The sequence below is a fragment of the Nocardioides panzhihuensis genome, assembly GCF_013408335.1.
In the GTDB taxonomy this organism is placed as follows: domain Bacteria; phylum Actinomycetota; class Actinomycetes; order Propionibacteriales; family Nocardioidaceae; genus Nocardioides; species Nocardioides panzhihuensis.
This window is the reverse complement of sequence record NZ_JACBZR010000001.1, coordinates 2136979-2161339: the sequence shown is the minus strand read 5'-3', so window position 1 is coordinate 2161339 and position 24361 is coordinate 2136979. Positions and strand designations below refer to the sequence as shown.

The window sequence follows — 24361 nt, the reverse complement described above, 5'->3', positions numbered from 1 at the left end:
CTCAGGTCACACTAGGCGCATGACCGATTCCTAGCTGCGGCCGGACTCAGGCCTGCTGGTCGGACTCTCCGGCCAGCGGCCGGCCCGCACGGACGAGGCGGTTCTCGTAGGCGAAGATCACGACCTGCACACGATCCTCGAGCTCCAGCTTGGTCAGGATTCTGCCGACGTGGAGCTTGACGGTGCCTTGGGCCAGGTGCAGCTCAGTGGCGATCTCGGCGTTCGAACGACCTCGGACGAGCGCCCAGAACACATCCCGTTCACGCTCGGTCAACCGAACGAGCGGTCCCTGGTCGGGGTCGAACGGGAGCAGGTCGCTCGCGACGTGCTCGATCAGCCGCCGGGTGCTAGACGGAGACAGTGCGGCGTCCCCACCGGCCACCGATCGGATCGCCCTGAGGAGCTCGTCGGCGGGAGCGTCCTTGACCAGGAAGCCACTGGCACCGGCCGCCAGCGCTGCGACGACGTACTCGTCGAAGTCGAACGTGGTGAGGACCAGCACCCGGGGCTGGTCACTTCGAGCCCGCAGCCGCCGGGTCGCTTCCACACCATCGACTCGTGGCATGCGGATGTCCATGAGCACGACGTCGGCACGTGTGACGGCCAGCCGCTCCAAGGCAGTCGCGCCGTCACCGGCGGTACCCACCACCTCCATGTCCGGCTGGGCGGCGATCACCATCTCACAGCCCGCACGTACGAGCTCCTGGTCATCGACGATGAAGACCCTGATGGTCACCGGTCCTCCTCCTCGGTCGGCAGCGACACGGTCACGGCAAATCCTCCCGCCCGCTTCGGCCCGGCAACTGCCGTCCCACCGAGCGCCTCCACCCGGTAACGCATCCCGGAAAGACCGAGACCGGCCGCGCCGTCGTCGGTGGTCACCCCGTCCCCGTCGTCCGTCACCTCCAGGACCAGCCGGGCGGGCGCCCACGTGAGCGTGACCTCGGCAGCCGCCCCGTGGCCCGAGTGCTTGAGGACGTTGGTGAGCGACTCCTGGGCAGCTCTGTAGACCGCCAGCTCGCGGGCCGGCGACAACGGTTGTGGTGTCCCGACGACGGTGAGTCGAGCGGACGGGAAGCGGGTGACCAGCTCGGGCAGGTCACCGAGAGCCGGTACGGGGGCCAGGTCACCGTCCCGGCCACCGTCGCGCAGCAGGCCGAGGATGCCGCGCATCTCGCTGAGCGCCTCGCGGCCGGTTCTCTCGATCGTCGACAGGGTGTCGATCGGCACCTGCCAGTCGGAGCGGTCGGTGTACTGGGCACCGCGTGCCTGGCTCACGATCACCGCGAGCGAATGAGCCACGACATCGTGCATCTCGATGGCGATCCTGGTCCGCTCGTCGCGTGCCGCCGCGGAGACCCGTTCCGTCGCCCGCTGTTCGTCGGCCTTCGCTCGGGCGATGTCGCCACGGGTCCGCTGCCCCAGGGCCCAGGTTGCCGCGACGACGGAGAGGAGGGTCACCAGTACGAAGCCCGCGTGTGGCTCGAGCCCCTCCGCTCGGACGCTCGCATCGGTGACGAACCGCCACGTGCCGAAGACCGCGCCGAGGACCCCGACCCCCGCGGCTGCCATTCCGTCCAGCCGACTGCCGTGGGCTGTCACCGCGTACAGGGCGACGGGGAACGTCAGCACGGACGGCACCACGATGAACAAGCCGCTGGTCAGGGCCAGTACGCCGATGCAGGCGGCCACCGTGGCGAAGGAGAGACGTGGCCGGGACAGTCTGAGCGCAAGTGCGAGGTGTGCCACGACCGACGCAGCGCAGACCACGGCGGCACCGCTCGCGGGCAGCGAGACGGCGGCGACGAACACCGACAGGGCGAGAACGGGAATGCCGAGCAGCAGAGCCGTGTGATCGAGGCTCCTCCGAAGCGGCAGCGACATGGGGACAGGCTAGCGGCGTCGGCGCGCAGGCGGGCCGGCCAGGCTGAGGCGGCCCAGGACGATGCCCAGCGCCAGCCACGAGGCGTACACCGGAGTCACGACCCAACGGCCGTCGTGGAAGGAGATCGGTCCGTCGACGATCCCGAGCACGTCGGCCAGGGTTCCGAATGCTGCCAGCGCGCCGAGGTTGAGCAGGGCAGCCGCGGCGAACCAGCCACCTGCGACGAGGAGCGTGCGGGGAAGCGACGCGGGCACCGGTGCCGCGAGCGCAGTGGCCCATACCGCGGCCAGCGCGAAGACGACGACCTCGCCGTATGGAAAGGAGCCCGTGTGCCCGATCGCCTCCGAACCCAGGTCTCCGCCGCCCCACCAGTACGCCTTGAGCAGCGGGTATGGCGCCGCGCACAGCCAGGCGGCAATGACCCAGGCGCGTCCGGGGCGGCGCAGCCGGTCGACCCGCCGCAGGGTCGTTGCCGTCAGCAGGACCCCGGACGTGAGCGCCATGGCCCGCACGGAGAGCCCGAGCCAGTCCACCATCGGTGGAAGCCCGGGGACGCCGAGGACGGCTGCAGCGCGGAAGATGTCGAAGACCAGTCCGGCGGCCGACCAGCTGAGCAGGGTCACGCCGGTCCAGGAGATCGCGGCCGAGGCCGAGTGCCCGGCCGGCAGCGCGACACCGACCAGGCCCAGGGCACACGCGACGACGGCTACCCAGGCAGGTGCGAACCCGGCCGTGTAGGTCATCACCTCGCCCCTCGTCGAGGCGATGACCGCCAAGGCGACCGTGACCGTGCAGGCGACGGTCACGATTCCGCGAGAGCGGGCTATGCGTGCGGGCGTGGGGGTGCTGTACGGCGTCTTGGTGATGGACATGTCGCCAGCCTCGCGGTCCGGCGCTCATGGCGCGTCTGTCGCGCGGCCATGTTCTGTAGGCATTTCGGCCTATCGCAAGAACGCGACGGGCCGGCGGCCGGCCGCGCTCAGGTCAACGACGCCGCCGCGACCGCGGTGTCCTCGCCGACGAGGGTGATCTCGACCCGCTCGACATCGGCGATCGGCACCGCGGAGGAGGCGTCCAGCCCGAGCGTCTCTCCGCCCGACCAGGTCCACGACCCGGCGACCGTGCGCGAGCCGTCCCGGCCGACCAGGACCAGGTCGTACGTCACCGGCTCATCCTGATAGTCCGACCGCGCCGGCGGGCTCTGCCCCGGCTTGGGTGGGTAGTGGCAGCTCCAGTTGAGCTTGGTGCCCCACGAAGTCGGGGTGACCACGAGCTGAGCCCACATGTCCACGCTGCCCACCGGTCGCAGGTCGACGGTGCGTACGTTAGCGCCGGCAGAGCCCGAAGGCGTTGCCGAGGCCGAGGGGCCGGCGGTCGGCTGGCGGGTCTCGTCACCGTCGAGCAGCAGTCCACCGATGGCCGTGCCACTGGCGAGGAGCACGGCCGCGGCCGCGACGGCGAACGCCCGGCGACGCCGTCGTGACCTGCGTACGGCTCCGGCCAGGTCAGCCAGCGGCGGCGCCGCGACCTCTGCGGTGGGGTCCTCGAGCAGCTCCTCGGCCTCCCCGCGCGAGAGCGCCCCGAGCAGTCCGGGCATCCCGGCGAGCTCGGCGACGGCGTCGCGGCACACGCCACAGCCGGTCAGGTGCCGTTCGTAGGCCCGCCGGTCGCTCGGGCTCAGCGCTCCGAGCACGTAGGAGGCGTCCCAGTCGGCGAACGTCTCGTGTGTCGAGGCGTCCAGGTCGTCGTTCATGCCGCCACCTCCGTAGCGCAAGCGCAATAGTACGGACGTGGCGGCCCGAATCCCATGGTCGTTCGCTGGCGCTCACTCATGCCGCCACCTCCGTAGCGCAAGCGCGATAGTACGGACGTGGCGGCCCGAATCCTATGGTCGTTCGCTGGCGCTCACTCATGAGGTGACCCCCTTCTCTTGCAGGGCGAGACGCAGGGCTCGCAGGCCGTAGTGCAGCCGAGACTTGACGGTGCCGGGTGGGATGTCGAGCTCGGTGGCGAGCTCCGCGACCGACCGGCCGCCGTAGTAGGCCCCGACCACCACCGCACGATGGTCGGAGGAGAGCGCGAGCAGGGCGTCGGCGACGATCCAGGAGTCGAGCACCGCCTGGGTCTGGTCGGCCTCGGCCTGGTCGGTCCGGCTCTGCTCGGGCAAGGACTCCGCGGCGTACTCCCGCTTCCGGCGCGCGCTGCGCAGGTCGTCGATGACCAGGTTGCGGGCGGTGGTGAACAGCCAGGCGCGGACGCCGTCGTCGGGACGCTGCAGCACAGCCGGATTGCGCCAGGCGCGCAGCAGCGTCTCCTGCACCACGTCGCGTGCCTCCTCGGCGTCGCCGGTGCGGCGTACGACGTAGCGGTAGAGAGCCTCCGAATGGGCGTCGTGCACCGCTACGAGCAGCTCGTCCTCCGCACCCATGTCGTCTCCTCGCACGAACCCAGGATCCCAGAGTCCCGGTTCAGCCCTTGACCAGCTCGAGCGAGAACTCGATGCTGCCGGTGTCCTCGACGCTCACGAAGCCGAGGTTCGGGGCCTCGATGCCGAAGTCTGCGAAGGTGACCGGCACGCTGCCGACGACCTGGAGGGCGCTGGCACCGTCGCCGCCGACCTCGGCGTCCACGGTCACCGGCCTCGTCTCGCCGTGGACGGTGAGGTCGCCGACCAGCTCGACCTCGGTCGCACCCTCCTCGAGGGCGGCGGGCTCGGTCAGCTCGAACGTGGCGGTCGGGAACTGGTCGGCCTCGATCGCGTTCTCGCGGAAGTAGCCGTCACGGTTCTCGGAGTCGGTGGCGATCGTGGCGACCTTCACCTCGATGCTCGCCTCGGTGACCTCGCCGTCGGCGACGGTGACATCGCCGGTCACGTCCTCGGTTCGACCGGTGACGGTGACGTCCTCGCCCCGGAGCACCTCGTCGAGGCGGTAGCCGGCGTAGGAGCCGTCCGAGACGGTCCAGGTTCCGGTGCTGTCGGCTTCGTCAGCGGGCGCCGCCGACGCGCTGAGGCTGGGCTCGTCCGCAGCCGCGTCCTCGGCCCGGTCGGCGTACCAGCCGGGCCCGAAGATCGCCACGACGCCTCCGACCACGACGACTGCCGCACCGGCCCCGATTGCTGCTTTCGTACGTGTCCGCACGCCGTTTCCTCTCGCTGGAGGCCGACCCGATGCCGGCACTCACCCGTACTACGGAGCGGTGAGGCGAACGGTTCAATCGAGGACGGGTATCGCTCCATGCCCAAGTGGAACCGATGCTCGTCAGAGCCCTGTTGAGCCGACTCCGGCCCGCGAACGGCATTGCGTGAGGTACGTCACAGCCATAGCCTCCGACCGTCCGATCCCACGGCGCCGCGATGGCCGGTGCCGACCTCTGAGAGGCGCCCGCATGCCCCACCTCGACCGCCGCAACCTGCTCGCCCTCGGTGGACTCACAGCCGGCGCCGCACTTCTGCCCACCACCAAAGCCCAGGCGGCGACGCGCGGCGCGACGGGGATGTCCACGTCGGGCGGCGCCGCACTGTGGCAGGAGTACCTCGCCGCCCCCGACACCCACCCGCAGATCCCCAACGTCTCCTACGCCGGCTACGGCCGCGGGGACCGACGAATCCCCCAACCGCGGGTGGTCGCCAACGTCAAGCGGTACGGCGCGCGCGGCGACGGCCGGGCCGACGACACCGACGCTCTTCGGCGGGCCGTCACGGCCGCGGGGGCGGCGGGCGGGGGCGTCGTACTGCTTCCGGCGGGCACCTACCGCACCACCGGAATGATCCCCGTGCACGACTCCGGGGTGGTCATCCGCGGGGAGAGCCCCGAGGAGACCGTCATCTACTGCGAGAACTCGCTGGACGACGGCTACATGCTCAACCGCCGCGGCTCGATCAGCCAGTGGAGCTGGATGGGCGGTCAGATCTGGTTCGTGCCACGTCGCCGACTGGCGTCGCTGCGCGAGGCGGGCTTCGTCGGCAACGAGGGCTGGATGGACAACGAGACGCTGACCACCCTCGCTCCGGCCGCCCGCGGCGACCGCGAGCTCCAGGTCGCCGACACCACCGGGCTGCACGCCGGTGACACCGTGCTGCTGACGCTGCGCAACCTGCCAGACAACAGCCTGCTGAAGCACCTGTGCGGGGACATCTCCGGGGCCGACGACTATCTCTGGGAGACCAAAGGCCGACGGATGCGTCCCGAGATCAGCGACTGGACCGGCGCGCCCAACTTCGAGCACTACCGCTGGCCGGTCGAGGTGACCGCCGTCCATGATGGCCGGATCACCCTGGCACAGCCGCTGCGGGTGGAGCTGCGCCCCGAGTGGGAACCGACGCTGACGACCCTGGGACCGGCGATCCGCAATGCTGGCATCGAGAGCCTGACCATGCGGATGCGCGAGGTCCCCACGCCTCAGCACAACGTCGAGCCCGGCTTCAACGGGCCGTGCTTCCAGTCGGCCATCGACTGCTGGGCGCGCGACGTCCACGTCGAGCACGCCGACAACGCCTTCGGCCTGGTCGCCACCAAGAACGTCTCCATCGTCGGCGCCCGCGTCTCAGGGCGCCGCGGCCACCACCCCTTCATGTGCCGCGTGCAGTCCCACGACAACCTCGTCGCCGACTTCGAGATCGCCGGGCCCACCCAGCACGGTCTCAACGTCGAGGGATGGTCCTCCGGCAACGTGTGGGCCGGCGGCACCATGGCCAACGGCACCCTCGACTCGCACAAGCTCATCCCCACCGACGCGGTACGCACCGCGATCACCATCAACAACGACGGGAACACCGGCGGCGCCGGCGACGCGGGACCCAACTGGGGAGCCCGCTTCACCCACTGGAACATCGAGGTGACCAACGGCCGCTCGCACGGCATCCGGATCGAGGAGAACGCGCCGTACAGCGCCGTGGTGGGGGTCACCGGGACCACCGGACCGACCAACCACGCGCGCGACTTCTCCGGGCCGCTGGGCTCGGTCACCGACTCCCTGGACGCGACGGTGCTGCCGAAGAACCTGTACCTGGCCCAGCTCCGCCACCGGCAGCGTACCGAGCGCTGAGCCTGGGGCGAACGGCTCGAACGCGTTCTCCTGACGGGTGACACAATCGGCAGCGGCCAGACCGACCCCCCAAGGAGACTCCCATGCCCCAGACCCCGCTCGAGCTGTTCGGCACCGAGGCCCTCATCGGCGAGGAGGACCGCGCGATCCGCGACACGGTGAGGGCCTTCGTGGAGAAGGAGGTCAAGCCTCACCTCGCCGACTGGTTCGAGGCCGGTGAGGTCCCGGTCCGTGAGCTCGCCCCCGAGCTCGGCAGGCTGGGCGTCCTCGGGATGCACCTGGAGGGCTACGGCTGCGCGGGCACCAGCGCCACCGCGTACGGGCTGGCCTGCATGGAGCTCGAGGCGGCCGACTCCGGGATCCGCTCGCTGGTCTCCGTGCAGGGCTCACTGGCGATGTTCGCGATCTGGAAGTGGGGGAGCGAGGAGCAGAAGCAGGAGTGGCTGCCGCGGATGGCCGCCGGGGAGGCGATCGGCTGCTTCGGGCTGACCGAGCCCGACTTCGGCTCCAACCCGGCCGGGATGCGCACGCGCGCCCGGCGTGATGCCTCGGGCGACTGGGTTCTCTCCGGCACCAAGATGTGGATCACCAACGCACCGGTCGCCGACGTCGCGGTGGTGTGGGCCCAGACCGACGAGGCGGCCGACGGCAAGGGGATCCGCGGCTTCGTCGTCCCCACCGACACCCCTGGCTTCTCCGCACCGGTGATCAAGCAGAAGCTGTCGCTGCGTGCCTCGGTCACCGGCGAGATCGTCCTGGACGAGGTACGCCTCCCGGCCTCCGCCGCGTTCCCCGAGGTCAGGGGCTTGAAGGGCCCGCTGTCGTGTCTCAACGAGGCCCGGTTCGGCATCGTCTTCGGCGCCGTCGGCGCGGCCCGCGACTGCCTCGAGTCAGCCATCGCGTACGCCGCCTCCCGGGAGATCTACGACAAGCCGCTGGCCGGCTACCAGATCACCCAGACCAAGCTCGCCGACATGACCCTCGAGCTCGGCAAGTCGATGCTCCTCGCGCTGCAGCTGGGGCGCCTGAAGGACGAGGGCACCCTCCGCCCCGAGCAGATCTCGCTCGGCAAGCTCAACAACGTCCGTGAGGCGATCGCGATCGCCCGCGAGTGCCGCACCATCCTCGCGGCCGCCGGCGTGACTCTCGAGTACCCGATCATGCGCCACGCCAACAACCTCGAGTCGGTCCTGACGTACGAAGGCACCAGCGAGGTCCACCAGCTCATCATCGGCCAGGCGCTGACGGGGGAGTCCGCCTTCCGCTGACGCACCAAGCTCCCCTGAAGCTCACCTGCTCCGGGGGAGCCGCGGCGGCCGTATGCCACCGATCCTTCGTGCATGACAGGAGCTCTGGCCGTTTTGACGGCTGACGTCGCGCGCATCACCGAACGTCTGTTCCTGACGGTGGGCGACCGTCGGCGCAACCTCACGGCGTTCTGGGTGCTGCTCGTGCTCGCCGGCGTCATCGCCGCCGCCGGCGTGGTCGCCGACTCCACCGCGACCGTCATCGGCGCCATGATCGTGGCCCCGCTGATGACACCGATCCTGGGCACGGCGCTGGCGCTCGTCCTCGCCGATCGCCGACAGCTGGCGACCAACATCGCCCTGGTGATCGGCGCCGCGGCTGCGGTCATCCTCATCGGGTTCGTGATCGGGCTGACGGTGCCGCGACCACCCCGAGGGAGCGCGTCGCCTCCCTCGCCCGCGCCTATCTCGACTTCGCCGAGCGCAACCCGGCGGTCTACGACGCTCTGTTCCAGCTCGACGGCGGCCTGGCGTACGCACAGGAGGACACTCCGGAGCCGCTGAAGGATGCCTTCACGGCGCTGATGGAGACTTTGGGCGATGTTGCCGGCGATGGCGTCGCGCCGGAGCTGTTCACCGAGGTGTTCTGGGCGTCCCTGCACGGCGTGGCGACGCTGACTCGGTCGGGGCGGCTGCTGCCGGAGGACGCCGAGCAGCGGGTCGACCTCATCGTCGACCGTCTCGCCGCGCTCTGAGGAGTCCCGTCAGTCGCGCGGCACCAGGAACGAGGCCCGCCAGATCTTGCGGTCCTTCTCCGAGACCATCCCGTGCTCGATGAGGTAGGGCATCATCTTCTCGCCCATCCAGGCCAGGGTGGCGCGGTGGTGCTCGTTGCCGAGCGCCTCGCGGCGTGCCTCCATCGGGTCGAGGCCGACGGCCGCGTAGCAGTCCGGGTGGACCAGCGAGCGGGCCATCACATACGCGGCTCGAGCGGTGAGGTTCTGGTGCAGCCGGAGCTGCGTGCGCCCGATCTTCTGCGACATCGCCGCGGCGAGCTCCTCCCGGGCGAAGGTGACGTGGCGCGCCTCCTCGGTGACGTGGATGCGGGAAGCCATGCGGGTCAGCGGCTGGCAGCGCTCGTCCTTCATCAGCTCTCGCTGCCACCGGTCGAGCGGCTCCTCGCCGACCAGGGTCGCGGAGAAGACGCTGGGCCCGTGCAGCAGCGGGGCGAGCTTCCCGACGCGGAGAACAGCAGGCCGCGGGCCGTACGCCGGTGCCCCCATCGCCGCGATCGCCCGGCCGAACATCACTGAGTGGCGGGTCTCGTCGCCGATCTCGGTCAACGCGTATTGCGTCCGTGCCGTGCGCGGATCCGCCCCGTAGACCTCACGAAGCAGGAGCTGCATCAGCAGCACCTCGAACCACAGGCCGACGCTCATGATGCTGGCGACCTCGTGCCGGGAGAGCTCGATCTGCTGCTCGATGCTGAGTCGGTCCCAGGTCGGGGTGCCGTAGAGGGAGACGCGCTCGGGCTGCATCCACCACAGCCCCTCGACGGGCGCGGCCTCCCAGTCGAGGTCCACCTCCGGGTCGTAGGACTGGCGCGCCGTGGAACGCAGGAGCCGGTCGGCGGTCGGGTCGGCGATGGTCATTCTTCTCCCCACTGAGCAGCTCAGCGCTGCGCTTCCGAATTATGTGTTACCTAGAGTTACGGGTAGTTGCTAGAGTGCAGGACATGACACGGAAGGTCAAGGACGACGGCCGGTCCTCACGCTGGGACTCCCACCGCGAGGCGAGACGGGCGGAGCTGGTCGCCGCCGCCGTACGGGCGGTCGACTCCGCCGGCGCGGAGGTCTCGATCGCCGACATCGCCGCCGAGGCCGGGGTCAGCAAGCCGGTGCTCTACCGCTACTTCGCTGACAAGGCCGAGCTGCACGGCGCGGTGGGGATGTGGGCGGCGGGGCAGATCCTCGACGCCGTGGTCGAGGCCGTGCTCGCTCCCGCGCCGACCCGCCAGCGGGTCGAGGCCGGCGTCGCTGCGTACGTCGAGACCATCGCCGAGCATCCCAACGTCTATCTGCTCCTGGTGCGCCAGCACACCGGCGGCACCGACCCGCTCGCCGACGGCAAGCAGCTCATCGCTGCGACCTTCACGCGCCTGCTCGTCGACACCTTCGGCCGCCTCGGAGTCGACGCGGCCGGCGCCGAGCCGTGGGCGCACAGCTTCGTCGGGATCGGCGAGTCCGCGGGCCAGTGGTGGCTCGAGCGACGCACCATGTCGCGCGCCGCGTTCACCCGCTATCTCAGCGAGCTCGTCTGGCACGCGCTGGCGGGCACCACCGCCGAGTACGGCGTCGACCTGAGCGCCCTGGACCGACCCGAGATCGTCACCCCGCTCCGAAAGGGCCGTTCATGAGCACGCACGAGCCGCAGCACCTCTACGACGGCAACGCCCGCCTCGAGTCCGAGCACGGCGTCTGGGAGGTCGACGTCGCCCTCCGCGGCGCCTTCCAGCCGATCGACGGCCGCTTCCATTGGTACGGCCGGGTCGGCACAGCCCTCGAAGGCGTACGCAACGGCCAGACCGTCACCGTCCGCACCACCCACGGCGAAGCCGAAGGGCGGCTCTCCGACATCGACCCGTGGGGGCGGTTCCGGCTCTCGGGGACCGGTAAGCCGCCGTTCTGACCAGACCGGCCCGCCGTGGATCAGTGCACCAGCATGAACGTCGCCGCGCCGATCCCGACGACGACGATCATCGAGCGCAGCACGGCGGCCGGGAGCCGGCGACCGATGCGCGCCCCGACGTACCCGCCCACGACCGAGCCTGCGGCGAGCAGACCGACCGCCAGCCAGTCGAGGTCGGCGATCGCCACGAAGATGACGGTCGCGACCACGTTCGAGGCCATCACCGCGAACGTCTTGAGCGCGTTGACGGTGCGGAACTCCAGGTCGGTCCCGAAGCCGAGCACGGCCATCATCATCACCCCGGAGCCGGCGCCGAAGTAGCCGCCGTAGGCGCCGGTCAGCGTCGCGAACACCGCGGTCGGCCCGGAGACCCGCACCCGCGGCTCGGTGTCGGTGGCGTGCTGGCGCAGGAACCGGCTCAACCGAGGCTGCACCCCGACGAGTACGCAGGTGCCCAGGATCAGCCACGGCACGACCGCCTCGAAGACGGATCCCGGCAGCCACAGCAGGAGCAATGATCCGGCGACGCTGCCGCAGCCTGCGGTGATCAGCACGGCGACGGTCACCCCCGGATGCTCGGCCAGCTCGCGCCGGTAGCCGAAGGAGCCGCTGAGCCCGGCCGGCGTCATCCCGACCGTGTTGGAGGTGTTGGCCACGACCGGCGGCAGGCCCACCGCGACCAGCACGGGAAAGCTGAGCAGCGACGCGACCCCCACCGTGGAGGTGAGGATGCCGGCACCCAGGCCCGCGGCGAGCACCACGAGCTGGTCCAGCCACGTCATGCCGCTCGCTTACGCGCGCTCATCAGTCGCGGAGGAGAGCGACGTCGCTGACCAGCATGACGTGCCCGTGCATGGCGGCCGCGGCGGCTTCGGCATCACCCGAGGCGATCGCGTCGGCGATCCTCCGGTGACCTGCGAGCGAGGTCCGGGGGCGATCGGGCTGGGAGAGCGACTCGATCCGCGTCTCGCGGATCAGCTCGCTGATCTCCGACATCATCTGCTCGAGCAGAGGGGAGTGGGCGGCCTCGGTGACCGCGCGATGGAAGAGCTCATCACCTTGGACGCCGCGGCCGCCGCCGTCGACGTCGTCCGCCATCGCCCGTAGAGCCGCCTCGATCCGGTCGAGGTCCTCCTGCGTACGCCGCTGCGCCGCCAGGGCGGCGAGCTTGGTCTCCAAGGCGTCCCGCGCCTCGATGACGTCGGGGATCCGTTCCGCGTGGGCCCGGATCGCATCGGTGATGCGCTCGGCACGAGGCTTGTCGGTCAGGACCGTCCCGTCACCGTGCCGCACCGCGACGACACCGATCACCTCGAGGGCCACGAGGGCTTGGCTGAGCGTCGCGCGGCTGACTCCGAGGCTCGTGGCGAGCTGCCTCTCCGGCGGCAGCCGATCGCCGGCCTTCAGATCGTTCTCCGAGATCCAGGCGGTGATCTGCTCCGCGACCTGCTCATAGAGGCGGGTTCGCTGCAGCGGACGTGGAAAGCGCGCGGACTCACTCATGGCTACAGGGTATTGACGTTCTCGCGATTGTCCTATTGGCTAGGCCACTGATCCGCCTGTGATCCGAGTCACAAGTCGCGGTGTCCTTCGGGGGCCAACAGAAGGGAAGTCGGATGGGACCGGAATGGGTGGCGATCATTGCGTTGGTCGCCTTGTTCGTGGCCGGCACGCTGCTGCCGATCAACATGGGAGCTCTTGCCTACGTCGCGGCGTGGCTGGTCGGGATGTTCGCGCTGGACCTCTCCGAGAAGGAGATCCTGGCCGGAGTCAGCGCCGACCTGATCCTGACGCTGATAGGTGTCACCTATCTGTTCGCGATCGCGAGGAACAACGGCACGGTCGACCTGATCGTCAGCAGTGCCGTCCGTGCGGTGGGCGGCAGGGTCGCGCTCATCCCGTGGGTGATGTTCGGCGTGACCGCGCTGCTGACCGCGATGGGGGCCGCGAGCCCGGCGGCCTGCGCGATCATCGGGCCGGTGGCGCTCGGGTTCGCCGGTCGCTACAAGATCAACCCGCTGATGATGGGTATGTTCGTCGTGCACGGCGCCCAGGGCGGCGGCTTCTCGCCGATCAGCATCTACGGCACGATCACCAACTCGGTCATGGCTGACGCCGGCCTGCCGGCCAGCGAGATGACGGTCTTCGTGACCAGCCTGGTGGTCAACCTGATCATGGCGACGATCCTTTTCTTCGTCCTTGGTGGACGGGCGCTGATGAGCATGCGGCTCGATCCCGACGAGGCGGCCAGCGCCGCCGCCGGCGTACCCGAGAGCCTGAACGAGGGCGGCGTCACCGTCCCCGCCCGCGGCTACGGCACCGTCGCCCCGACCGGGACGAAGCCCGGCATCCGCACCGAGCAGGTCCTGACCCTGGCGGCCTTCGTCATCGTCGCCGCCGTCGCCCTGTTCTTCGACAAGAACATCGGCTTCGCCTCGATCACCGCCGCGACCGTCCTGGCGGCTCTCTCCCCGAGTCAGCACAAGGAGGCGATCCGCCAGATCGCCTGGCCGACCGTCCTGCTGGTCGCCGGTGTCTCGACGTACGCCACGATCCTCAACACCGCCGGATCGCCGGAGTTCGTGGGCAACTGGGCCGCAGGCCTGGGCGCCGTGGCCATCGGCGCGCTCGTCCTCTGCTATGTCGGCGGCGTGGTCTCCGCGTTCGCCTCCTCGACGGCGCTGCTCCCGATCATCATCCCGATCTCGGTGCCGCTGATCGCCGAGGGCGGGATCTCGGCGGCCCTGTTCATCTCCGCGCTGGCGATCTCCTCGACGATCGTCGATGTGAGCCCGTTCTCCACCAACGGTGCGTTGATGCTGGCCAACCGTCCCGAGAGCATCACCGAGGAGCGCTACTACAAGCAGATCCTCGGCTACAGCGTCATCGTGGTGCTCGTCGGCCCCCTCCTGGTCTGGACCGCCCTGGTCCTCCCGGGGTGGTGACGCAGATGCGTGGACAGCTCGACGACATCGTCGTCCTCGACCTCTCCCGTGCTCTGGCCGGGCCGCACGCCGCGATGATGATGGGCGACCTCGGTGCTCGCGTCATCAAGGTGGAGGCGCCCGGTCACGGCGACGACACCCGGGGCTGGGGCCCGCCGTTCGTGGGCCAGGAGGGGCAGCGGGAGGCGACGTACTTCCTCTCGGCCAACCGCAACAAGGAGTCGATCACCCTCGACCTCAAGGACCCCGACGACAAGGACGTCCTGCTGCGCCTGGCCGACCGGGCCGACGTGCTCATCGAGAACTTCCGCACCGGCGTCCTGGAGCGGCTCGGGCTCGGCGTCGACGACCTCCAGGCCCGCAACCCTCGTCTCGTCGTGCTCTCGATCACCGGGTTCGGCCACGACGGCCCCGAGGGAGGGCGGTCCGGCTATGACCAGATCGCGCAGGGCGAGGCCGGCCTGATGTCGCTCACCGGCTCGGGCCCCGACGACCCCCAGCGGGTGGGTACGCCGATCGCCGACCTGCTGGCCGGGATGTACGGCGCCTACGGCGTGCTCGCCGCACTGCACGAGCGGGAGCGCACCGGCCGCGGGACCGTCGTACGTACCTCGTTGCTCTCCGCGGTCGTCGGTGTCCACGGTTTCCAGGGAACTCGCTGGACTGTCGCCGGCGAGGTCGGCCGCTCGCAGGGCAACCATCACCCGAGCATCTCGCCGTACGGCCTGTTCCGCTGTGCCGACGGCACCGTGCAGATCGCGGTCGGGAGCGAGGGGCTGTGGCGGCGGTTCTGCACCGCCTTCGACATCTCACCGGACCGTGAGGGAATGGCGACCAATCCCGAGCGCGCCGCCAACCGCGAGAAGGTCGTCGAGCTCGTCGAGACGCTCTTCGCGCCGTGGCCTGCCGAAGAGCTGCTCGCCAAGCTCGCCGAGGCCGGCGTCCCGGCCGGCAAGGTGCGCTCCCTGGACGAGGTCTACGCCTGGGAGCAGACCGCCAGCCAGGGCCTGCTGATCGACGTCGACCACGCCACCCTCGGTCACCTGACCCTCCCCGGGCCGCCGCTGCGGTTCTTCACCGAGGGCGCCGAGGTGACGCCCACCGAACACGCCGCGCCGCCCACCCTCGACCAGCACGGCGGAGACCTGCGAGCGTGGGTCGCGGACGGCTGACGTACCGTCTAGTCGGGCGCGGGCCGACTCTGGGCGCGGATGAGCGACGCCACCACCACGACGTTGAAGATGATCATCGCGCACACCAACGCCCGGGCGATCTGCCCCTCGGCGTGGACATCGCCGTACCCGACCGTCGTCATCGTGCTCAAGGTGAAGTAGAGAGCGTCTGTCCGTGTATCCAGGCCGACGATCTCGTCGGGACGATTCTGGTCGAGCAGGAAGAAGGTCAGCGATGCCGCCATCACCAGCAGGATCAGCAGCATGGCCAGCACTCGCACGCTTCGTCCGGGCAAGCCCCTACGGACGGAGTCGAGCTCTCTGACCATCACCGTCCCGACGAGTGCGAGCGCGCCCACCGTCACGAGCAGGTTCGTGCCGACCGCCACCACCGATTCCGTCCACCTCAACGGGAACGCGTAGTAGGCGAGCAGCAGGCCGCCGAAGACCCAGAACGGACGCGACCAGGCCCTGGACAGCACATTCATCTCATTTCCCCGGAACCGACAACGGCAAGGATCGTCCTCAGGATGCGGGCGCGTGCGGGGCGACGCGTCACCCGTCTCGGGTGATGGCGCCTGACTGGGATACTGCTCGCAACGGCGTCTCTGCCACCGAGAGAAGGGAGCCCGATCATGACGGACTCTGCGAGCGACCCGGCTCCTCTCCGGCTGGGCACCGCCCGCGGCCGGTGGGTGCTCGCGACGACGGTGCTGGGCTCCGGGCTGGCGATGCTCGACTCGACGGTCGTCAACGTCGCCCTCGGCCGGATCGGGGAGGACCTCGACGCGGGCTTCTCCGGCCTGCAGTGGACGGTCAACGCCTACACGCTGAGCCTCGCGGCACTGATCCTCCTCGGTGGTTCCCTCGGCGACCGCTTCGGTCGGCGGCGGATCTTCCTCATCGGCGTGGTGTGGTTCGCTGTCGCGTCGCTGCTGTGCGGGCTGGCTCCCGACATCCAGGTGCTGATCGCCGCGCGTGGTCTGCAGGGAGTCGGAGGTGCCCTGCTGACACCGGGGAGCCTGGCGATCATCGCCGCCTCGTTCCACGGCGAGGACCGGTCCGCGGCCGTGGGTGCCTGGTCAGGTCTGAGCGGCATCGCTGCCGCGATCGGACCGCTCGTCGGCGGCTGGCTGGTCGAGATCAACTGGCGGCTGGTCTTCCTCATCAACGTCCCCGTCGCGGTGCTCATCGTCATCGTCGCCGCTCGCCACGTCCCGGAGAGCCGGGACCCGGACGCCGCCGGCCGGCTCGACCTCACCGGCACGGTGCTGGCCGCGACCGGGCTCGGCGCTCTCACCTTCGGGCTGACTCGGGCGGGCGAGGTCGGCTTCGTCGGCTCGGTGGCGGTGACCGTCGCAGCCGGAGTCGTCTCCCTGGTCGCCTTCGTGGTCGTCGAGGCCCGCTCGGCCCATCCGCTGGTTCCGCTCGGGTTGTTCCGCAACCCCCAGTTCAGCGCGGCGAACGCCGTCACCCTGCTCGTGTACGCGCCACTCGGCGTGATCTTCGTGCTGCTGGTCCTCCAGCTCCAGGTCGTCAGCGGCTGGTCGCCTCTCGCCGCCGGCTCGGCGCTGCTGCCGGTGACCGTGGTGATGCTGCTCTTCTCGTCCCGTGCGGGTGCGCTGGCGCAACGCATCGGTCCGCGCCTGCCGATGACCCTCGGGCCGCTGCTGGCGGCCGGCGGCGCACTCTGGATGGGGCGGATCGGGCCGGAGGCGGCGTACGCCGTCGACGTGCTGCCACCCGTCCTGCTGTTCGCCATCGGACTCACGCTGCTGGTCTCGCCGCTGACCGCCACCGTGCTCGACGCCGCTGACGACCGGCACGTCGGCATCGCCTCGGGCGTCAACAACGCGGTCGCCCGGACCGCCGGGCTGCTGGCCGTCGCCGTCGTCCCGGCGGCGGTCGGGATCGCGGGCGACGACTACACGAACCCGCAGACCTTCGACGACGGCTACGGCGCGGCGATGCTCCTCAACGCCGGTCTGCTGATCCTCGGCGCGGTGCTCGCCGCGGTGTTCGTACGCCGCCCGCTCGCCGCCGAACCCGAGCCTGATCCCGAGGAGCACCGAGTGCACATCGAGACCTGTGCGCACTGCGGTGTCACCGGGACCCAGCTGCACCCGGCCGACCACGACCGCTGAGGACGGTCTGACGGTCGGGCGGACCAAGGCCCTGGGATGGCATGACCTGAGGGGCATCGGGTTACCGAGCAACCCGTGAGTTCCCCGTGGTGGCGTGAGGCCGTGACCTACCAGATCTATCCGCGTTCGTTCGCCGATGCAGACGGGGACGGCACCGGCGACCTCGCCGGTATCACCTCACGGTTGGACTACCTGGCCGCTCTCGGCGGCGACGCGATCTGGCTCTCACCGTTCTATCCTTCGCCGCAGATCGACTACGGGTACGACGTCGTCGACGCCCGTGGGGTCGACCCCCTCTTCGGGACGCTCGAGGACGCCGAGGAGCTGCTCACCAGGGCGCATGGGCTGGGGCTGAAGGTGATCATCGACCTGATCCCCAACCACACCTCCTCGTCTCACCCATGGTTCGTCGACGCTCTCGCGGCCGGCCCCGGCTCGCCGGAGCGCGATCGCTACCTCTTCCAGGACGGTCGAGGACCCGACGGCGAGGAGCCGCCGACCAACTGGCGGTCCGTGTTCGGCCAGGTGGCATGGACGCGGGTCGAAGACGGGCAGTGGTACCTCCACATGTTCGACAAGGAGGAGCCCGACCTGAACTGGCGCAACCCGGAGGTGGCCGAGGAGTTCCGTTCGGTGCTGAGGTGGTGGCTGGACCGGGGCGTCGACGGGTTCCGCGTCGACGTCGCCCACGGCTTGGTCAAAGCGCTGCGTGACCAGCACGTCCCCGCCGGCGAGTCGCCCAACTCCGACCCGGCGGTGATGTACGACCTCGGCGTCGACGACGACCCGATGTGGGACCATCCCGACGTCCACGAGGTCTACCGGGACTGGCACGACCTCATCGCCTCCTATCCCGGAGAGCGGATGCTCGTCGCTGAGGCGTGGACCCAGGGCCCGGCGGACCTACGCGGCTATCTGCGCACCGACGAGTTCGAGCAGGCGTTCAACTTCCAGTGGCTGCAGTCGCCATGGTCGGCGGTCGCGTTCCGCGACGCGATCGTGACCACCCTGGATGCGCTGCGGCCCTCCCGAGCGTGGCCGACGTGGGTCCTCTCCAACCACGATGCGGTACGCCACCGGACGCGCTACGGCGACGGGGCCCAGGCGCTCGCCCGCGCTCGCGCGGCGACCCTGGCGATGCTGGCGCTGCCGGGGGCGGCGTACCTCTATCAGGGCGAGGAGCTCGGGCTGCCCCATGTGCAGCTACCCCCGGAGCAGCAGCAGGACCCATGGGCAGAGGGCGGGAACGGCCGCGACGGCTGCCGGGTGCCGTTGCCCTGGAGCGGAGACGCGCCGCCCTTCGGCTTCGGGCCCGGCGATGGACAGCCCTGGCTGCCGCAGCCGGTCCAGTGGACGGACCTGACCGTGGCGGCGCAGACAGGTCGGCCCGGCTCGACCCTGGAGTTCTACCGGTCTGCGCTCACGGCCCGTCGTCGCCTCGCGCGTGGCGAGGACGAGGAGGTGAGGCTGCTCGATGCGCCCGAGGACGTCATCGCCTTTCACCGCGGCCGGCTGACCGTCGTCCTCAACTGCGGCGCGGAGCCCACGCCGCTGCCTCGCGGGGAGGTCGTGATCTGCAGCGGCGAGCCGGTCAGCTCCGAGCTCCCGCCGGACACCGCGGTCTGGTTGCTCAGCGACGGGTGAGACCGTGGGCTCAGCGCCGGTAGACCCGCGCCTCCCACGGCGAGAGCACCGGGCCGCCGCCGCTCCCGATCACGAGCTCACCGCGGCACTCCTCGGCGAGCTCGCCCAGGTCTGCCTCGGCTCCGCTGAAGTTCGCGAGCACGACCAGCTGACCGCTCTCGTGACGACGGCGGAAGGCGAAGACCTGAGGATGGCTGTCGGACAGCAGGGTGAAGTCGCCGTCGGCGACGATCGGGTCCTCGTGCCGCAACCGGATCAGCCGCCGGTAGTGCGAGAGCACCGAGTCCGGGTCGTCGTACTGAGCCGCGACGTTGATCTCGGTGTGGTTCGGGTTCACCGCGAGCCACGGCGTCCCGGTGGTGAAGCCGGCGCCGGGGGAGTCGTCCCACTGCATCGGCGTACGCCCGTTGTCGCGGCACATCGCCCGCAGCGACGCCATCACGTCCTCGGGCTCGAGACCCGCGGCGACCGCTTCGTGGTAGTAGTTCACCGCCTCCACGTCGTCGACCTCGTCGATGGAGGCGAACGGGTGGTTCGTCATGCCGATCTCGTCGCCCTGGTAGACGAACGGCGTGCCTCGCTGCAGGTGCAGGACGGTCGCGAGCAGCTTGGCCGACTCGGTTCGCCAGCGGCCGTCGTCGCCGTATCGCGACACGATCCTCGGCTGGTCGTGGTTGTCCCAGTAGAGGCTGTTCCAGCCCACGTCTGCCAGGCCCTCCTGCCAGGCCGCGAGCCGATCACGCAGACGACCGACGTCGAAGGGGCGTACGTCCCACTTGAAGGTGCCGTGATCGATCTCGACATGCTCGTAGTGGAGGACCATGTCGAGCTCGCGGCGTGCCGGGTCGGTGTACTTCCGTCCCTCCTCGACCGTCGTCTCACCGGTCTCCCCGACCAGCAGCAGGTCGCGGTCGTACCGGTCGAAGACCTCCCGGTGCATCTCGGCGAGGAACTCGTGCACGCGTGGCCCGTCGAGCACCGACTCGCGCATGTTGCCGTAGCGCTGCCCGGGCATGACCGGCGCATCCGGCAGCTCGGGGTCCTTCGAGATCAGGTTCACCACGTCCATGCGGAAGCCGTCGACACCGCGGTCCAGCCACCACCGCATGATCTCGTACACCGCCTGCCTCACCTCGGGGTTCTCCCAGTTCAGGTCCGGCTGCTTCTTGGTGAACAGGTGCATGTAGTACGCGGCCCTGCCCTCGCAGTAGGTCCACGCCGGACCGGAGAAGAACGACCCCCAGTTGTTGGGCTCGTCGCGCCACCAGTACCAGTCGCGTTTGGCGTTCTCGGGGCTCGAGCTGGACTCCACGAACCAGGGATGCTCGTCGGAGGTGTGGTTCGCGACGAGATCCATCACCAGCTTCATTCCGCGGCGGTGGAGCTCGGCGATCAGCTCGTCGAGCTCCGCCAGCGTGCCGTAGGTGGGGTCGACATCGTGGTAGTCGCTGACGTCGTAGCCGTTGTCGGCCATCGGCGAGGGGTAGACGGGGGAGATCCACAGGACGTCGACACCGAGCCACTCGAGGTGGTCGAGGTGCTCCCTGATCCCGCGCAGATCGCCCACGCCGTCGCCGTTCGCGTCGGCGAAGCTGCGCGGATAGACCTGGTAGACGACGGCGGAGCGCCACCATCCCGGGCCGGTGCGTCCAGCGGATCCGGTCACGGTCGCGGGCATGCTGTCTCCTCGAGCCGGTGTCGAGTGGGTCATCGAACCTCTCCTGCTTCGCGGTCGTTACCTGTCCCAGCGAGCGGTAACCGGGTCGGACGCCGCACATACACCGCCCGCACCGGCGCTAGCGTGTGGGCATGGCAATGATCCATGAGTACGCGGTCTCGGTGGAGTGGACGGGCAACCGTGGCACCGGAACGAGCGGCTACCGCGACTACAGCCGAGACCACGTCGTACGCATCGAAGGACTACCCGACATCCTCGGCTCCGCCGACCGGACCTTCCGCGGAGACGCCGGCCGGCACAACCCGGAGCAGCTGCTGCTGACAGCGCTGGCGCAGTGCCACATGCTGTCCTACCTGCACCAGGCGGTGAAGGTCGGTGTGGTCGTCCTCGACTACCAGGACGCCGCGACCGCCACCATGGAGACACAGGGGAGCGGCGGCCGGTTCATCCAGGCTGTGCTGCACCCCGTCGTCACCGTCGCGGACGCAGAGATGGTCGAGGCCGCGACCTCGGCGCATCACCAGGCCCACCTGGACTGCTTCATCGCCAACAGCGTGAGCTTCCCCGTCGTCGTCGAGCCGACCGTTCACGTTGGCTGACCTCGGTCCTTGCGTGATGGGAACAGCACGGGAAGGAGGCGTGGAAGGTGACTGAGCAGGTGCGCGCGCTGGCCGACCTGGTTCGCGCCGACCAGCCGATCACACCCGAAGCGCTTCGGCAGGCCGCGGAAGGCCTCGAGGAGGAGACCGTCCGGGCGCTGCTGGACGTTCGGGCGCGGCTCGACCGGCTGCGTGCGCGAGACCGCGAGCTGTCCTCGCTGATGGCCAGTCTCCGCGAGCTCGTGGAGGTGCGTGACGTGCAGAAGCTCCTGCAGAAGCTCGTCGACCGCGCGCACGAGCTCATGGGCACCGACCTGACCTATCTGTCGGAGTACGACGAAGCGACGGACGAGCTGCTCGTGCGAGCCAACCGGGGCACGATCTCGTCCAACATGCGCGACCTGCGGGTCCCCGCAGGCATCGGCCTGGCCAGCAAGGTCGTGCAGACACGCACACCCCAGTGGACCGCGGCCTACGATGTCGCGGCCTTCCCACACGAGAGCGAGGTCACCGCGGCGGTCGAGGCCGAACACATGGAGTCGATCCTCGGGGTGCCGCTGATCTCCTCGGATCGCGTGCTCGGGGTGCTCTTCGCCGCCGACCGGTCCGCTCACAACTTCAGCACCGAGCAGATCTCCCTTCTCACGGCGTTCGCCGACCAGGCTGCGGTGATCCTGCAGTCGGCTCGGTTGTTGGCGGCCGAGCGTGAGTCGGCGGCCAACGCGGCTGCTGCCAGCGCCGAAGCAGAGCAGAGGGCTTCCGCGATGGAGGCGTCCGCCAGCCTCCACGAGCGTCTGACCCGGCTGGTGCTCGAAGGGGAGGGCTCGTCCGCCATCGCGAGAATCCTGGCAGAGTCCCTGGGGCGCCCGGTCGCGATCGCGGACCGAGACCTCGCACCGCTGGCGACGAGCTGCGAGCAGGCGGCGGGCTGGTGGACCGCCGGGCGGCTGAGCCCCGAGGTCAGCGCCGCGATCGAGAAGAGCCGGGGCACCGCGAGATGGGTCGACGTCGGCACCGACGTGCTCGGCGTGGTCGCCGCGATGGCCGGACGTACGTTGCTCGGCGTGCTTCTGGTGGGTGGAGAGCATCTCGACGAGGTCCAGCGTCGGACGGTCGAGCGCGGCGCCCAGAGCCACGCCTTGGTCACGATGCAGCGCGACGCGATCGCCGACGCCGAGGAACGAGTGCGCGGTGAGCTGGTCGGCGATCTCGTGTCCGGGCGCCAGAGCTGGAACGGCCTGCGCCACCGGGCTTCGCAGCGCGGTGTGAATCTTGCCGGGAGCTGGACGCCGGTGGTCGCCGCCGGCTGGAAGCAGCAGCGATGGAGTCTTGTTCGTGCCCTGTCCGGCCTCGACTCCGGGTGGCTCGCCACCCAGCACGACGCTGGCGTGGTCGCGCTGGTGCCAGGTTCACCCGACGCGCGGGAGCTGCTGAACGAGTCCACGCGCGGCTTGCCCGGAGCGGCGGCACCGGACTGGTGCTTGTCGGCAGTACGACCCGGATCGAGAACGTTCCCGGCGAGGTCACCGACCTCTCCACGCTCTCGCGGATGCTTCCCGGCATCGGCGTCAGCGACGCCGCCGTCCTGGGACGGGACTACGCGCCGTACCTGGCACTCTTCGGGCCGGACGGCGAGCGGGCGCTGGCGTTCGCTCACGGGCTCCTCGCCCCGCTGCTGGCATGGGACACATCGCACCGTTCCGCCCTCGTCCGCACGCTCGACGCGTACCTGACCCACAACGCCAGCGTCACCCGGGCCGCGGCGGCGCTCTTCGTGCATCCGAACACCGTCAAGCAGCGTCTCGAGCGCATCGACCAGCTGTTGCCGGGTTGGCGGAGCCAGGAGGCCAGCTTCCGGCTGGGAATCGCGCTACAGCTCAACAGGCTGTCCGGATCGGACACTCCGGAAGGCTGATCCTGTCCGATTCAGACATGTGCGGTTCGTCACATCCAGTGGTGTCCTTGTCGGGTCAGTCAACCGAGAGGACCGATCGTGACCACCAGCCGCATCCAAGGCTTCCGCAACCTGAGCGTCGAGGAGCGCCGCTCCGTCGTGACCCAGCAGACCGGCGTCGACGCCGCCACGCTCGCTGCCTTCGACGACGGCGGCTTCGGGATCGATGCCGCCAACCACCTGAGCGAGAACGTCATCGGCACGTTCTCGCTGCCGATCGGCATCGCGGCCAACCACACGGTCAACGGACGTGACGTGCTCGTCCCGATGGTCACCGAGGAGGCGTCGGTGATCGCCGCCGCCAGCAACGGTGCACGGATGGCACGAACGCTGGGCGGCTTCCACACCTCGAGCACAGGTCCGATCATGCAAGCGCAGATCCAGGTGGTCGACGTCGTCGACCCCCACGCTGCGAGACTCCGCGTTCTCGAGGCCCGCCACGAGCTGATCGAGCTCGCCAGTGCCCAGGACCCCAAGCTCGCCGAGGTCGGCGGCGGTGTCCGCGACCTCACCGTGCGTGTCGTCGACTTCGAGAACGAGGCCTACGTGGTGGCTCACCTGGTCGTCGACGTGCGCGACGCGATGGGCGCCAACGCGGTCAACACGATGGCCGAAGCGGTGGCCGACCGGATAGCCGAGCTCGCCGGCGGACGCGTCGTCCTCAGGATCCTCACCAACAAGGCCGACCTCCGCCTGGCGCGTGCCCGCGCGGTGCTCGACGCCGAGACCCTCGGTGGAGATCAGGTCGTCGACGACATGGTCCACGCCTACAAGCTCGCGGCCGGTGACCCGTACCGCGCGGCCACTCACAACAAGGGCATCATGAACGGCATCTCCGCGGTGGTGCTCGCGACGGGCAACGACACCCGCGCCGTCGAGGCCGGGGCGCACTCCCATGCCGTCAGCGCCGCGGGCCGCTACACCTCGCTGTCGACCTACGAGAAGGACGCCGACGGCAACATCGTGGCGACCCTCGAGCTGCCCATGCCGGTCGGCCTCGTCGGGGGTGCGACCAAGTCCCACCCGGGCGCTCGCGCCGCGGTGGCGCTCACCGGTGCGACCTCTGCGGCGGAGCTCGCCGAGCTCATCACCGCTGTCGGGCTGGCACAGAACATCGCCGCGCTGCGGGTGCTCGCCAGCGAGGGCGTGCAACGCGGCCACATGTCGCTGCACGCCAAGAACATCGCCATCGCCGTGGGTGCCGGCCCCGGTGAGATCGGTCAGGTCGTAGAGCGACTGATCGCCGAGAAGGCCTTCCGTCACGACCGCGCCGAGACCGTGCTCGCTGAGCTGCGGAGCGGGCGATGACCCTAGCCCCAACCATCTCGCGAGCCGCCGATGCGCTCGCTACCAAGAACT

The 24361-nt window shown here is 70.0% G+C and carries 25 protein-coding genes; 14 read left to right on the top strand and 11 right to left on the bottom strand.

Annotated elements, in window-relative coordinates:
* Nucleotides 1-46: 46 nt before the first annotated feature.
* The 6 genes from BJ988_RS10255 to BJ988_RS31300 all read right to left on the bottom strand — a co-directional run bounded on the left by BJ988_RS10255 (nt 47) and on the right by BJ988_RS31300 (nt 5025).
* Entirely contained in the window at nt 47-736 is a 690-nt protein-coding gene (locus tag BJ988_RS10255; RefSeq protein WP_179657894.1) for a response regulator, read from the bottom strand.
* Nucleotides 733-1884 (bottom strand): sensor histidine kinase, encoded by a 1152-nt coding sequence (locus BJ988_RS10250; RefSeq protein ID WP_179657893.1) that lies wholly within the window; start codon nt 1882-1884, stop codon nt 733-735. The genes BJ988_RS10255 and BJ988_RS10250 overlap by 4 nt, the downstream gene beginning before the upstream one ends.
* A gap of 9 nt (nt 1885-1893) precedes the next feature.
* Nucleotides 1894-2757 carry a hypothetical protein gene (locus BJ988_RS10245; RefSeq protein WP_179657892.1) on the bottom strand — a complete coding sequence of 288 codons (864 nt, stop codon included), beginning with the start codon at nt 2755-2757 and terminating at the stop codon, nt 1894-1896.
* A gap of 107 nt (nt 2758-2864) precedes the next feature.
* Complete coding sequence (locus tag BJ988_RS10240) at nt 2865-3638, bottom strand: anti-sigma factor family protein (RefSeq protein WP_179657891.1); 774 nt, start codon at nt 3636-3638, stop codon at nt 2865-2867.
* 156 nt (nt 3639-3794) lie between these two features.
* Nucleotides 3795-4313, bottom strand: a complete 519-nt coding sequence (locus tag BJ988_RS10235) for a sigma-70 family RNA polymerase sigma factor (protein ID WP_179657890.1) — start codon at nt 4311-4313, stop codon at nt 3795-3797.
* Nucleotides 4314-4353: 40 nt separating this feature from the next.
* Nucleotides 4354-5025, bottom strand: a complete 672-nt coding sequence (locus BJ988_RS31300; RefSeq protein ID WP_179657889.1) for a YceI family protein — start codon at nt 5023-5025, stop codon at nt 4354-4356.
* A gap of 247 nt (nt 5026-5272) precedes the next feature.
* Here BJ988_RS31300 and BJ988_RS10225 point away from each other — a divergent pair, with 247 nt between their 5' ends.
* The 4 genes from BJ988_RS10225 (at nt 5273) to BJ988_RS10210 (ending at nt 8933) form a co-directional block, all read left to right on the top strand.
* Nucleotides 5273-6931 (top strand): glycosyl hydrolase family 28-related protein, encoded by a 1659-nt coding sequence (locus BJ988_RS10225; protein WP_179657888.1) that lies wholly within the window; start codon nt 5273-5275, stop codon nt 6929-6931.
* Nucleotides 6932-7014: 83 nt separating this feature from the next.
* Nucleotides 7015-8199 carry an acyl-CoA dehydrogenase family protein gene (locus tag BJ988_RS10220; RefSeq protein ID WP_179657887.1) on the top strand — a complete coding sequence of 395 codons (1185 nt, stop codon included), beginning with the start codon at nt 7015-7017 and terminating at the stop codon, nt 8197-8199.
* Nucleotides 8200-8271: 72 nt separating this feature from the next.
* Nucleotides 8272-8742 carry a DUF389 domain-containing protein gene (locus BJ988_RS10215; RefSeq protein WP_246321455.1) on the top strand — a complete coding sequence of 157 codons (471 nt, stop codon included), beginning with the start codon at nt 8272-8274 and terminating at the stop codon, nt 8740-8742.
* Nucleotides 8685-8933: a TetR-like C-terminal domain-containing protein gene (locus BJ988_RS10210; protein WP_246321845.1), complete on the top strand. Its 249-nt coding sequence runs from the start codon at nt 8685-8687 to the stop codon at nt 8931-8933. Before BJ988_RS10215 ends, BJ988_RS10210 begins: the two co-directional genes overlap by 58 nt.
* Before the next feature lie 9 nt (nt 8934-8942).
* Here BJ988_RS10210 and BJ988_RS10205 read toward each other — a convergent pair whose 3' ends face one another.
* Nucleotides 8943-9830 (bottom strand): AurF N-oxygenase family protein, encoded by an 888-nt coding sequence (locus tag BJ988_RS10205; protein WP_179657886.1) that lies wholly within the window; start codon nt 9828-9830, stop codon nt 8943-8945.
* An 83-nt stretch (nt 9831-9913) separates the two neighbouring features.
* Between BJ988_RS10205 and BJ988_RS10200 the strand changes: the two genes are divergently transcribed.
* Together BJ988_RS10200 and BJ988_RS10195 are read left to right on the top strand one after the other, a co-directional pair.
* On the top strand, nt 9914-10594 hold the full coding sequence (locus BJ988_RS10200; RefSeq protein ID WP_179657885.1) for a TetR/AcrR family transcriptional regulator: 681 nt from the start codon (nt 9914-9916) through the stop codon (nt 10592-10594).
* Nucleotides 10591-10866: a DUF4873 domain-containing protein gene (locus tag BJ988_RS10195; protein WP_179657884.1), complete on the top strand. Its 276-nt coding sequence runs from the start codon at nt 10591-10593 to the stop codon at nt 10864-10866. The genes BJ988_RS10200 and BJ988_RS10195 overlap by 4 nt, the downstream gene beginning before the upstream one ends.
* Nucleotides 10867-10886: 20 nt before the next feature.
* On the opposite strand, the gene BJ988_RS10190 is transcribed toward BJ988_RS10195, so the two are convergent.
* Together BJ988_RS10190 and BJ988_RS10185 are read right to left on the bottom strand one after the other, a co-directional pair.
* Nucleotides 10887-11648, bottom strand: coding sequence for a sulfite exporter TauE/SafE family protein (locus tag BJ988_RS10190; RefSeq protein WP_179657883.1), 762 nt, complete (start codon nt 11646-11648; stop codon nt 10887-10889).
* 22 nt (nt 11649-11670) lie between these two features.
* Nucleotides 11671-12369: a FadR/GntR family transcriptional regulator gene (locus BJ988_RS10185; protein WP_179657882.1), complete on the bottom strand. Its 699-nt coding sequence runs from the start codon at nt 12367-12369 to the stop codon at nt 11671-11673.
* A 113-nt stretch (nt 12370-12482) separates the two neighbouring features.
* On the opposite strand from BJ988_RS10185, the gene BJ988_RS10180 reads away from it, so the two are divergent.
* Entirely contained in the window at nt 12483-13811 is a 1329-nt protein-coding gene (locus BJ988_RS10180) for an SLC13 family permease (RefSeq protein WP_179657881.1), read from the top strand.
* A gap of 5 nt (nt 13812-13816) precedes the next feature.
* Entirely contained in the window at nt 13817-14983 is a 1167-nt protein-coding gene (locus tag BJ988_RS10175; RefSeq protein WP_179657880.1) for a CaiB/BaiF CoA transferase family protein, read from the top strand.
* Between the two features lie 8 nt (nt 14984-14991).
* Here the strand turns inward: BJ988_RS10175 and BJ988_RS10170 are convergent, their stop codons facing one another.
* Nucleotides 14992-15471 carry a potassium channel family protein gene (locus tag BJ988_RS10170; RefSeq protein ID WP_179657879.1) on the bottom strand — a complete coding sequence of 160 codons (480 nt, stop codon included), beginning with the start codon at nt 15469-15471 and terminating at the stop codon, nt 14992-14994.
* A 147-nt stretch (nt 15472-15618) separates the two neighbouring features.
* Here BJ988_RS10170 and BJ988_RS10165 point away from each other — a divergent pair, with 147 nt between their 5' ends.
* Nucleotides 15619-17127, top strand: coding sequence for an MFS transporter (locus BJ988_RS10165; RefSeq protein ID WP_179657878.1), 1509 nt, complete (start codon nt 15619-15621; stop codon nt 17125-17127).
* 75 nt (nt 17128-17202) lie between these two features.
* On the top strand, nt 17203-18771 hold the full coding sequence (locus BJ988_RS10160; protein ID WP_179657877.1) for an alpha-amylase family glycosyl hydrolase: 1569 nt from the start codon (nt 17203-17205) through the stop codon (nt 18769-18771).
* A gap of 10 nt (nt 18772-18781) precedes the next feature.
* Here BJ988_RS10160 and BJ988_RS10155 read toward each other — a convergent pair whose 3' ends face one another.
* Complete coding sequence (locus BJ988_RS10155; protein ID WP_179657876.1) at nt 18782-20449, bottom strand: alpha-glucosidase; 1668 nt, start codon at nt 20447-20449, stop codon at nt 18782-18784.
* A 131-nt stretch (nt 20450-20580) separates the two neighbouring features.
* On the opposite strand from BJ988_RS10155, the gene BJ988_RS10150 reads away from it, so the two are divergent.
* The 4 genes from BJ988_RS10150 (at nt 20581) to BJ988_RS10140 (ending at nt 24310) form a co-directional block, all read left to right on the top strand.
* Nucleotides 20581-21048 carry an OsmC family protein gene (locus BJ988_RS10150; RefSeq protein WP_179657875.1) on the top strand — a complete coding sequence of 156 codons (468 nt, stop codon included), beginning with the start codon at nt 20581-20583 and terminating at the stop codon, nt 21046-21048.
* 47 nt (nt 21049-21095) lie between these two features.
* Nucleotides 21096-22781 carry a GAF domain-containing protein gene (locus BJ988_RS10145; protein WP_179657874.1) on the top strand — a complete coding sequence of 562 codons (1686 nt, stop codon included), beginning with the start codon at nt 21096-21098 and terminating at the stop codon, nt 22779-22781.
* The gene (locus tag BJ988_RS31565) at nt 22691-22963 is read left to right on the top strand and encodes a PucR family transcriptional regulator (protein WP_425490919.1); all 273 of its coding nucleotides are present in this window, start codon (nt 22691-22693) and stop codon (nt 22961-22963) included. The genes BJ988_RS10145 and BJ988_RS31565 overlap by 91 nt, the downstream gene beginning before the upstream one ends.
* A gap of 78 nt (nt 22964-23041) precedes the next feature.
* Nucleotides 23042-24310: a hydroxymethylglutaryl-CoA reductase, degradative gene (locus BJ988_RS10140; RefSeq protein WP_218860728.1), complete on the top strand. Its 1269-nt coding sequence runs from the start codon at nt 23042-23044 to the stop codon at nt 24308-24310.
* Nucleotides 24311-24361: the final 51 nt, after the last annotated feature.

Excerpts from the sequence above, each read along its gene's own strand:
- BJ988_RS10190 (WP_179657883.1), bottom strand. The coding sequence starts at position 11,648 with ATGACGTGGCTGGACCAGCTCGTGGTGCTCGCCGCGGGCCTGGGTGCC.
- BJ988_RS10200 (WP_179657885.1), top strand. The coding sequence starts at position 9,914 with ATGACACGGAAGGTCAAGGACGACGGCCGGTCCTCACGCTGGGACTCC.
- BJ988_RS10215 (WP_246321455.1), top strand. The coding sequence starts at position 8,272 with ATGACAGGAGCTCTGGCCGTTTTGACGGCTGACGTCGCGCGCATCACC.
- BJ988_RS10155 (WP_179657876.1), bottom strand. The coding sequence starts at position 20,449 with ATGCCCGCGACCGTGACCGGATCCGCTGGACGCACCGGCCCGGGATGG.
- BJ988_RS10185 (WP_179657882.1), bottom strand. The coding sequence starts at position 12,369 with ATGAGTGAGTCCGCGCGCTTTCCACGTCCGCTGCAGCGAACCCGCCTC.
- BJ988_RS10165 (WP_179657878.1), top strand. The coding sequence starts at position 15,619 with ATGACGGACTCTGCGAGCGACCCGGCTCCTCTCCGGCTGGGCACCGCC.
- BJ988_RS10180 (WP_179657881.1), top strand. The coding sequence starts at position 12,483 with ATGGGACCGGAATGGGTGGCGATCATTGCGTTGGTCGCCTTGTTCGTG.
- BJ988_RS10170 (WP_179657879.1), bottom strand. The coding sequence starts at position 15,471 with ATGAATGTGCTGTCCAGGGCCTGGTCGCGTCCGTTCTGGGTCTTCGGC.
- BJ988_RS10150 (WP_179657875.1), top strand. The coding sequence starts at position 20,581 with ATGGCAATGATCCATGAGTACGCGGTCTCGGTGGAGTGGACGGGCAAC.
- BJ988_RS10235 (WP_179657890.1), bottom strand. The coding sequence starts at position 4,313 with ATGGGTGCGGAGGACGAGCTGCTCGTAGCGGTGCACGACGCCCATTCG.
- BJ988_RS10225 (WP_179657888.1), top strand. The coding sequence starts at position 5,273 with ATGCCCCACCTCGACCGCCGCAACCTGCTCGCCCTCGGTGGACTCACA.
- BJ988_RS10240 (WP_179657891.1), bottom strand. The coding sequence starts at position 3,638 with ATGAACGACGACCTGGACGCCTCGACACACGAGACGTTCGCCGACTGG.
- BJ988_RS10195 (WP_179657884.1), top strand. The coding sequence starts at position 10,591 with ATGAGCACGCACGAGCCGCAGCACCTCTACGACGGCAACGCCCGCCTC.
- BJ988_RS10220 (WP_179657887.1), top strand. The coding sequence starts at position 7,015 with ATGCCCCAGACCCCGCTCGAGCTGTTCGGCACCGAGGCCCTCATCGGC.
- BJ988_RS10250 (WP_179657893.1), bottom strand. The coding sequence starts at position 1,884 with ATGTCGCTGCCGCTTCGGAGGAGCCTCGATCACACGGCTCTGCTGCTC.
- BJ988_RS10245 (WP_179657892.1), bottom strand. The coding sequence starts at position 2,757 with ATGTCCATCACCAAGACGCCGTACAGCACCCCCACGCCCGCACGCATA.
- BJ988_RS10175 (WP_179657880.1), top strand. The coding sequence starts at position 13,817 with ATGCGTGGACAGCTCGACGACATCGTCGTCCTCGACCTCTCCCGTGCT.
- BJ988_RS10205 (WP_179657886.1), bottom strand. The coding sequence starts at position 9,830 with ATGACCATCGCCGACCCGACCGCCGACCGGCTCCTGCGTTCCACGGCG.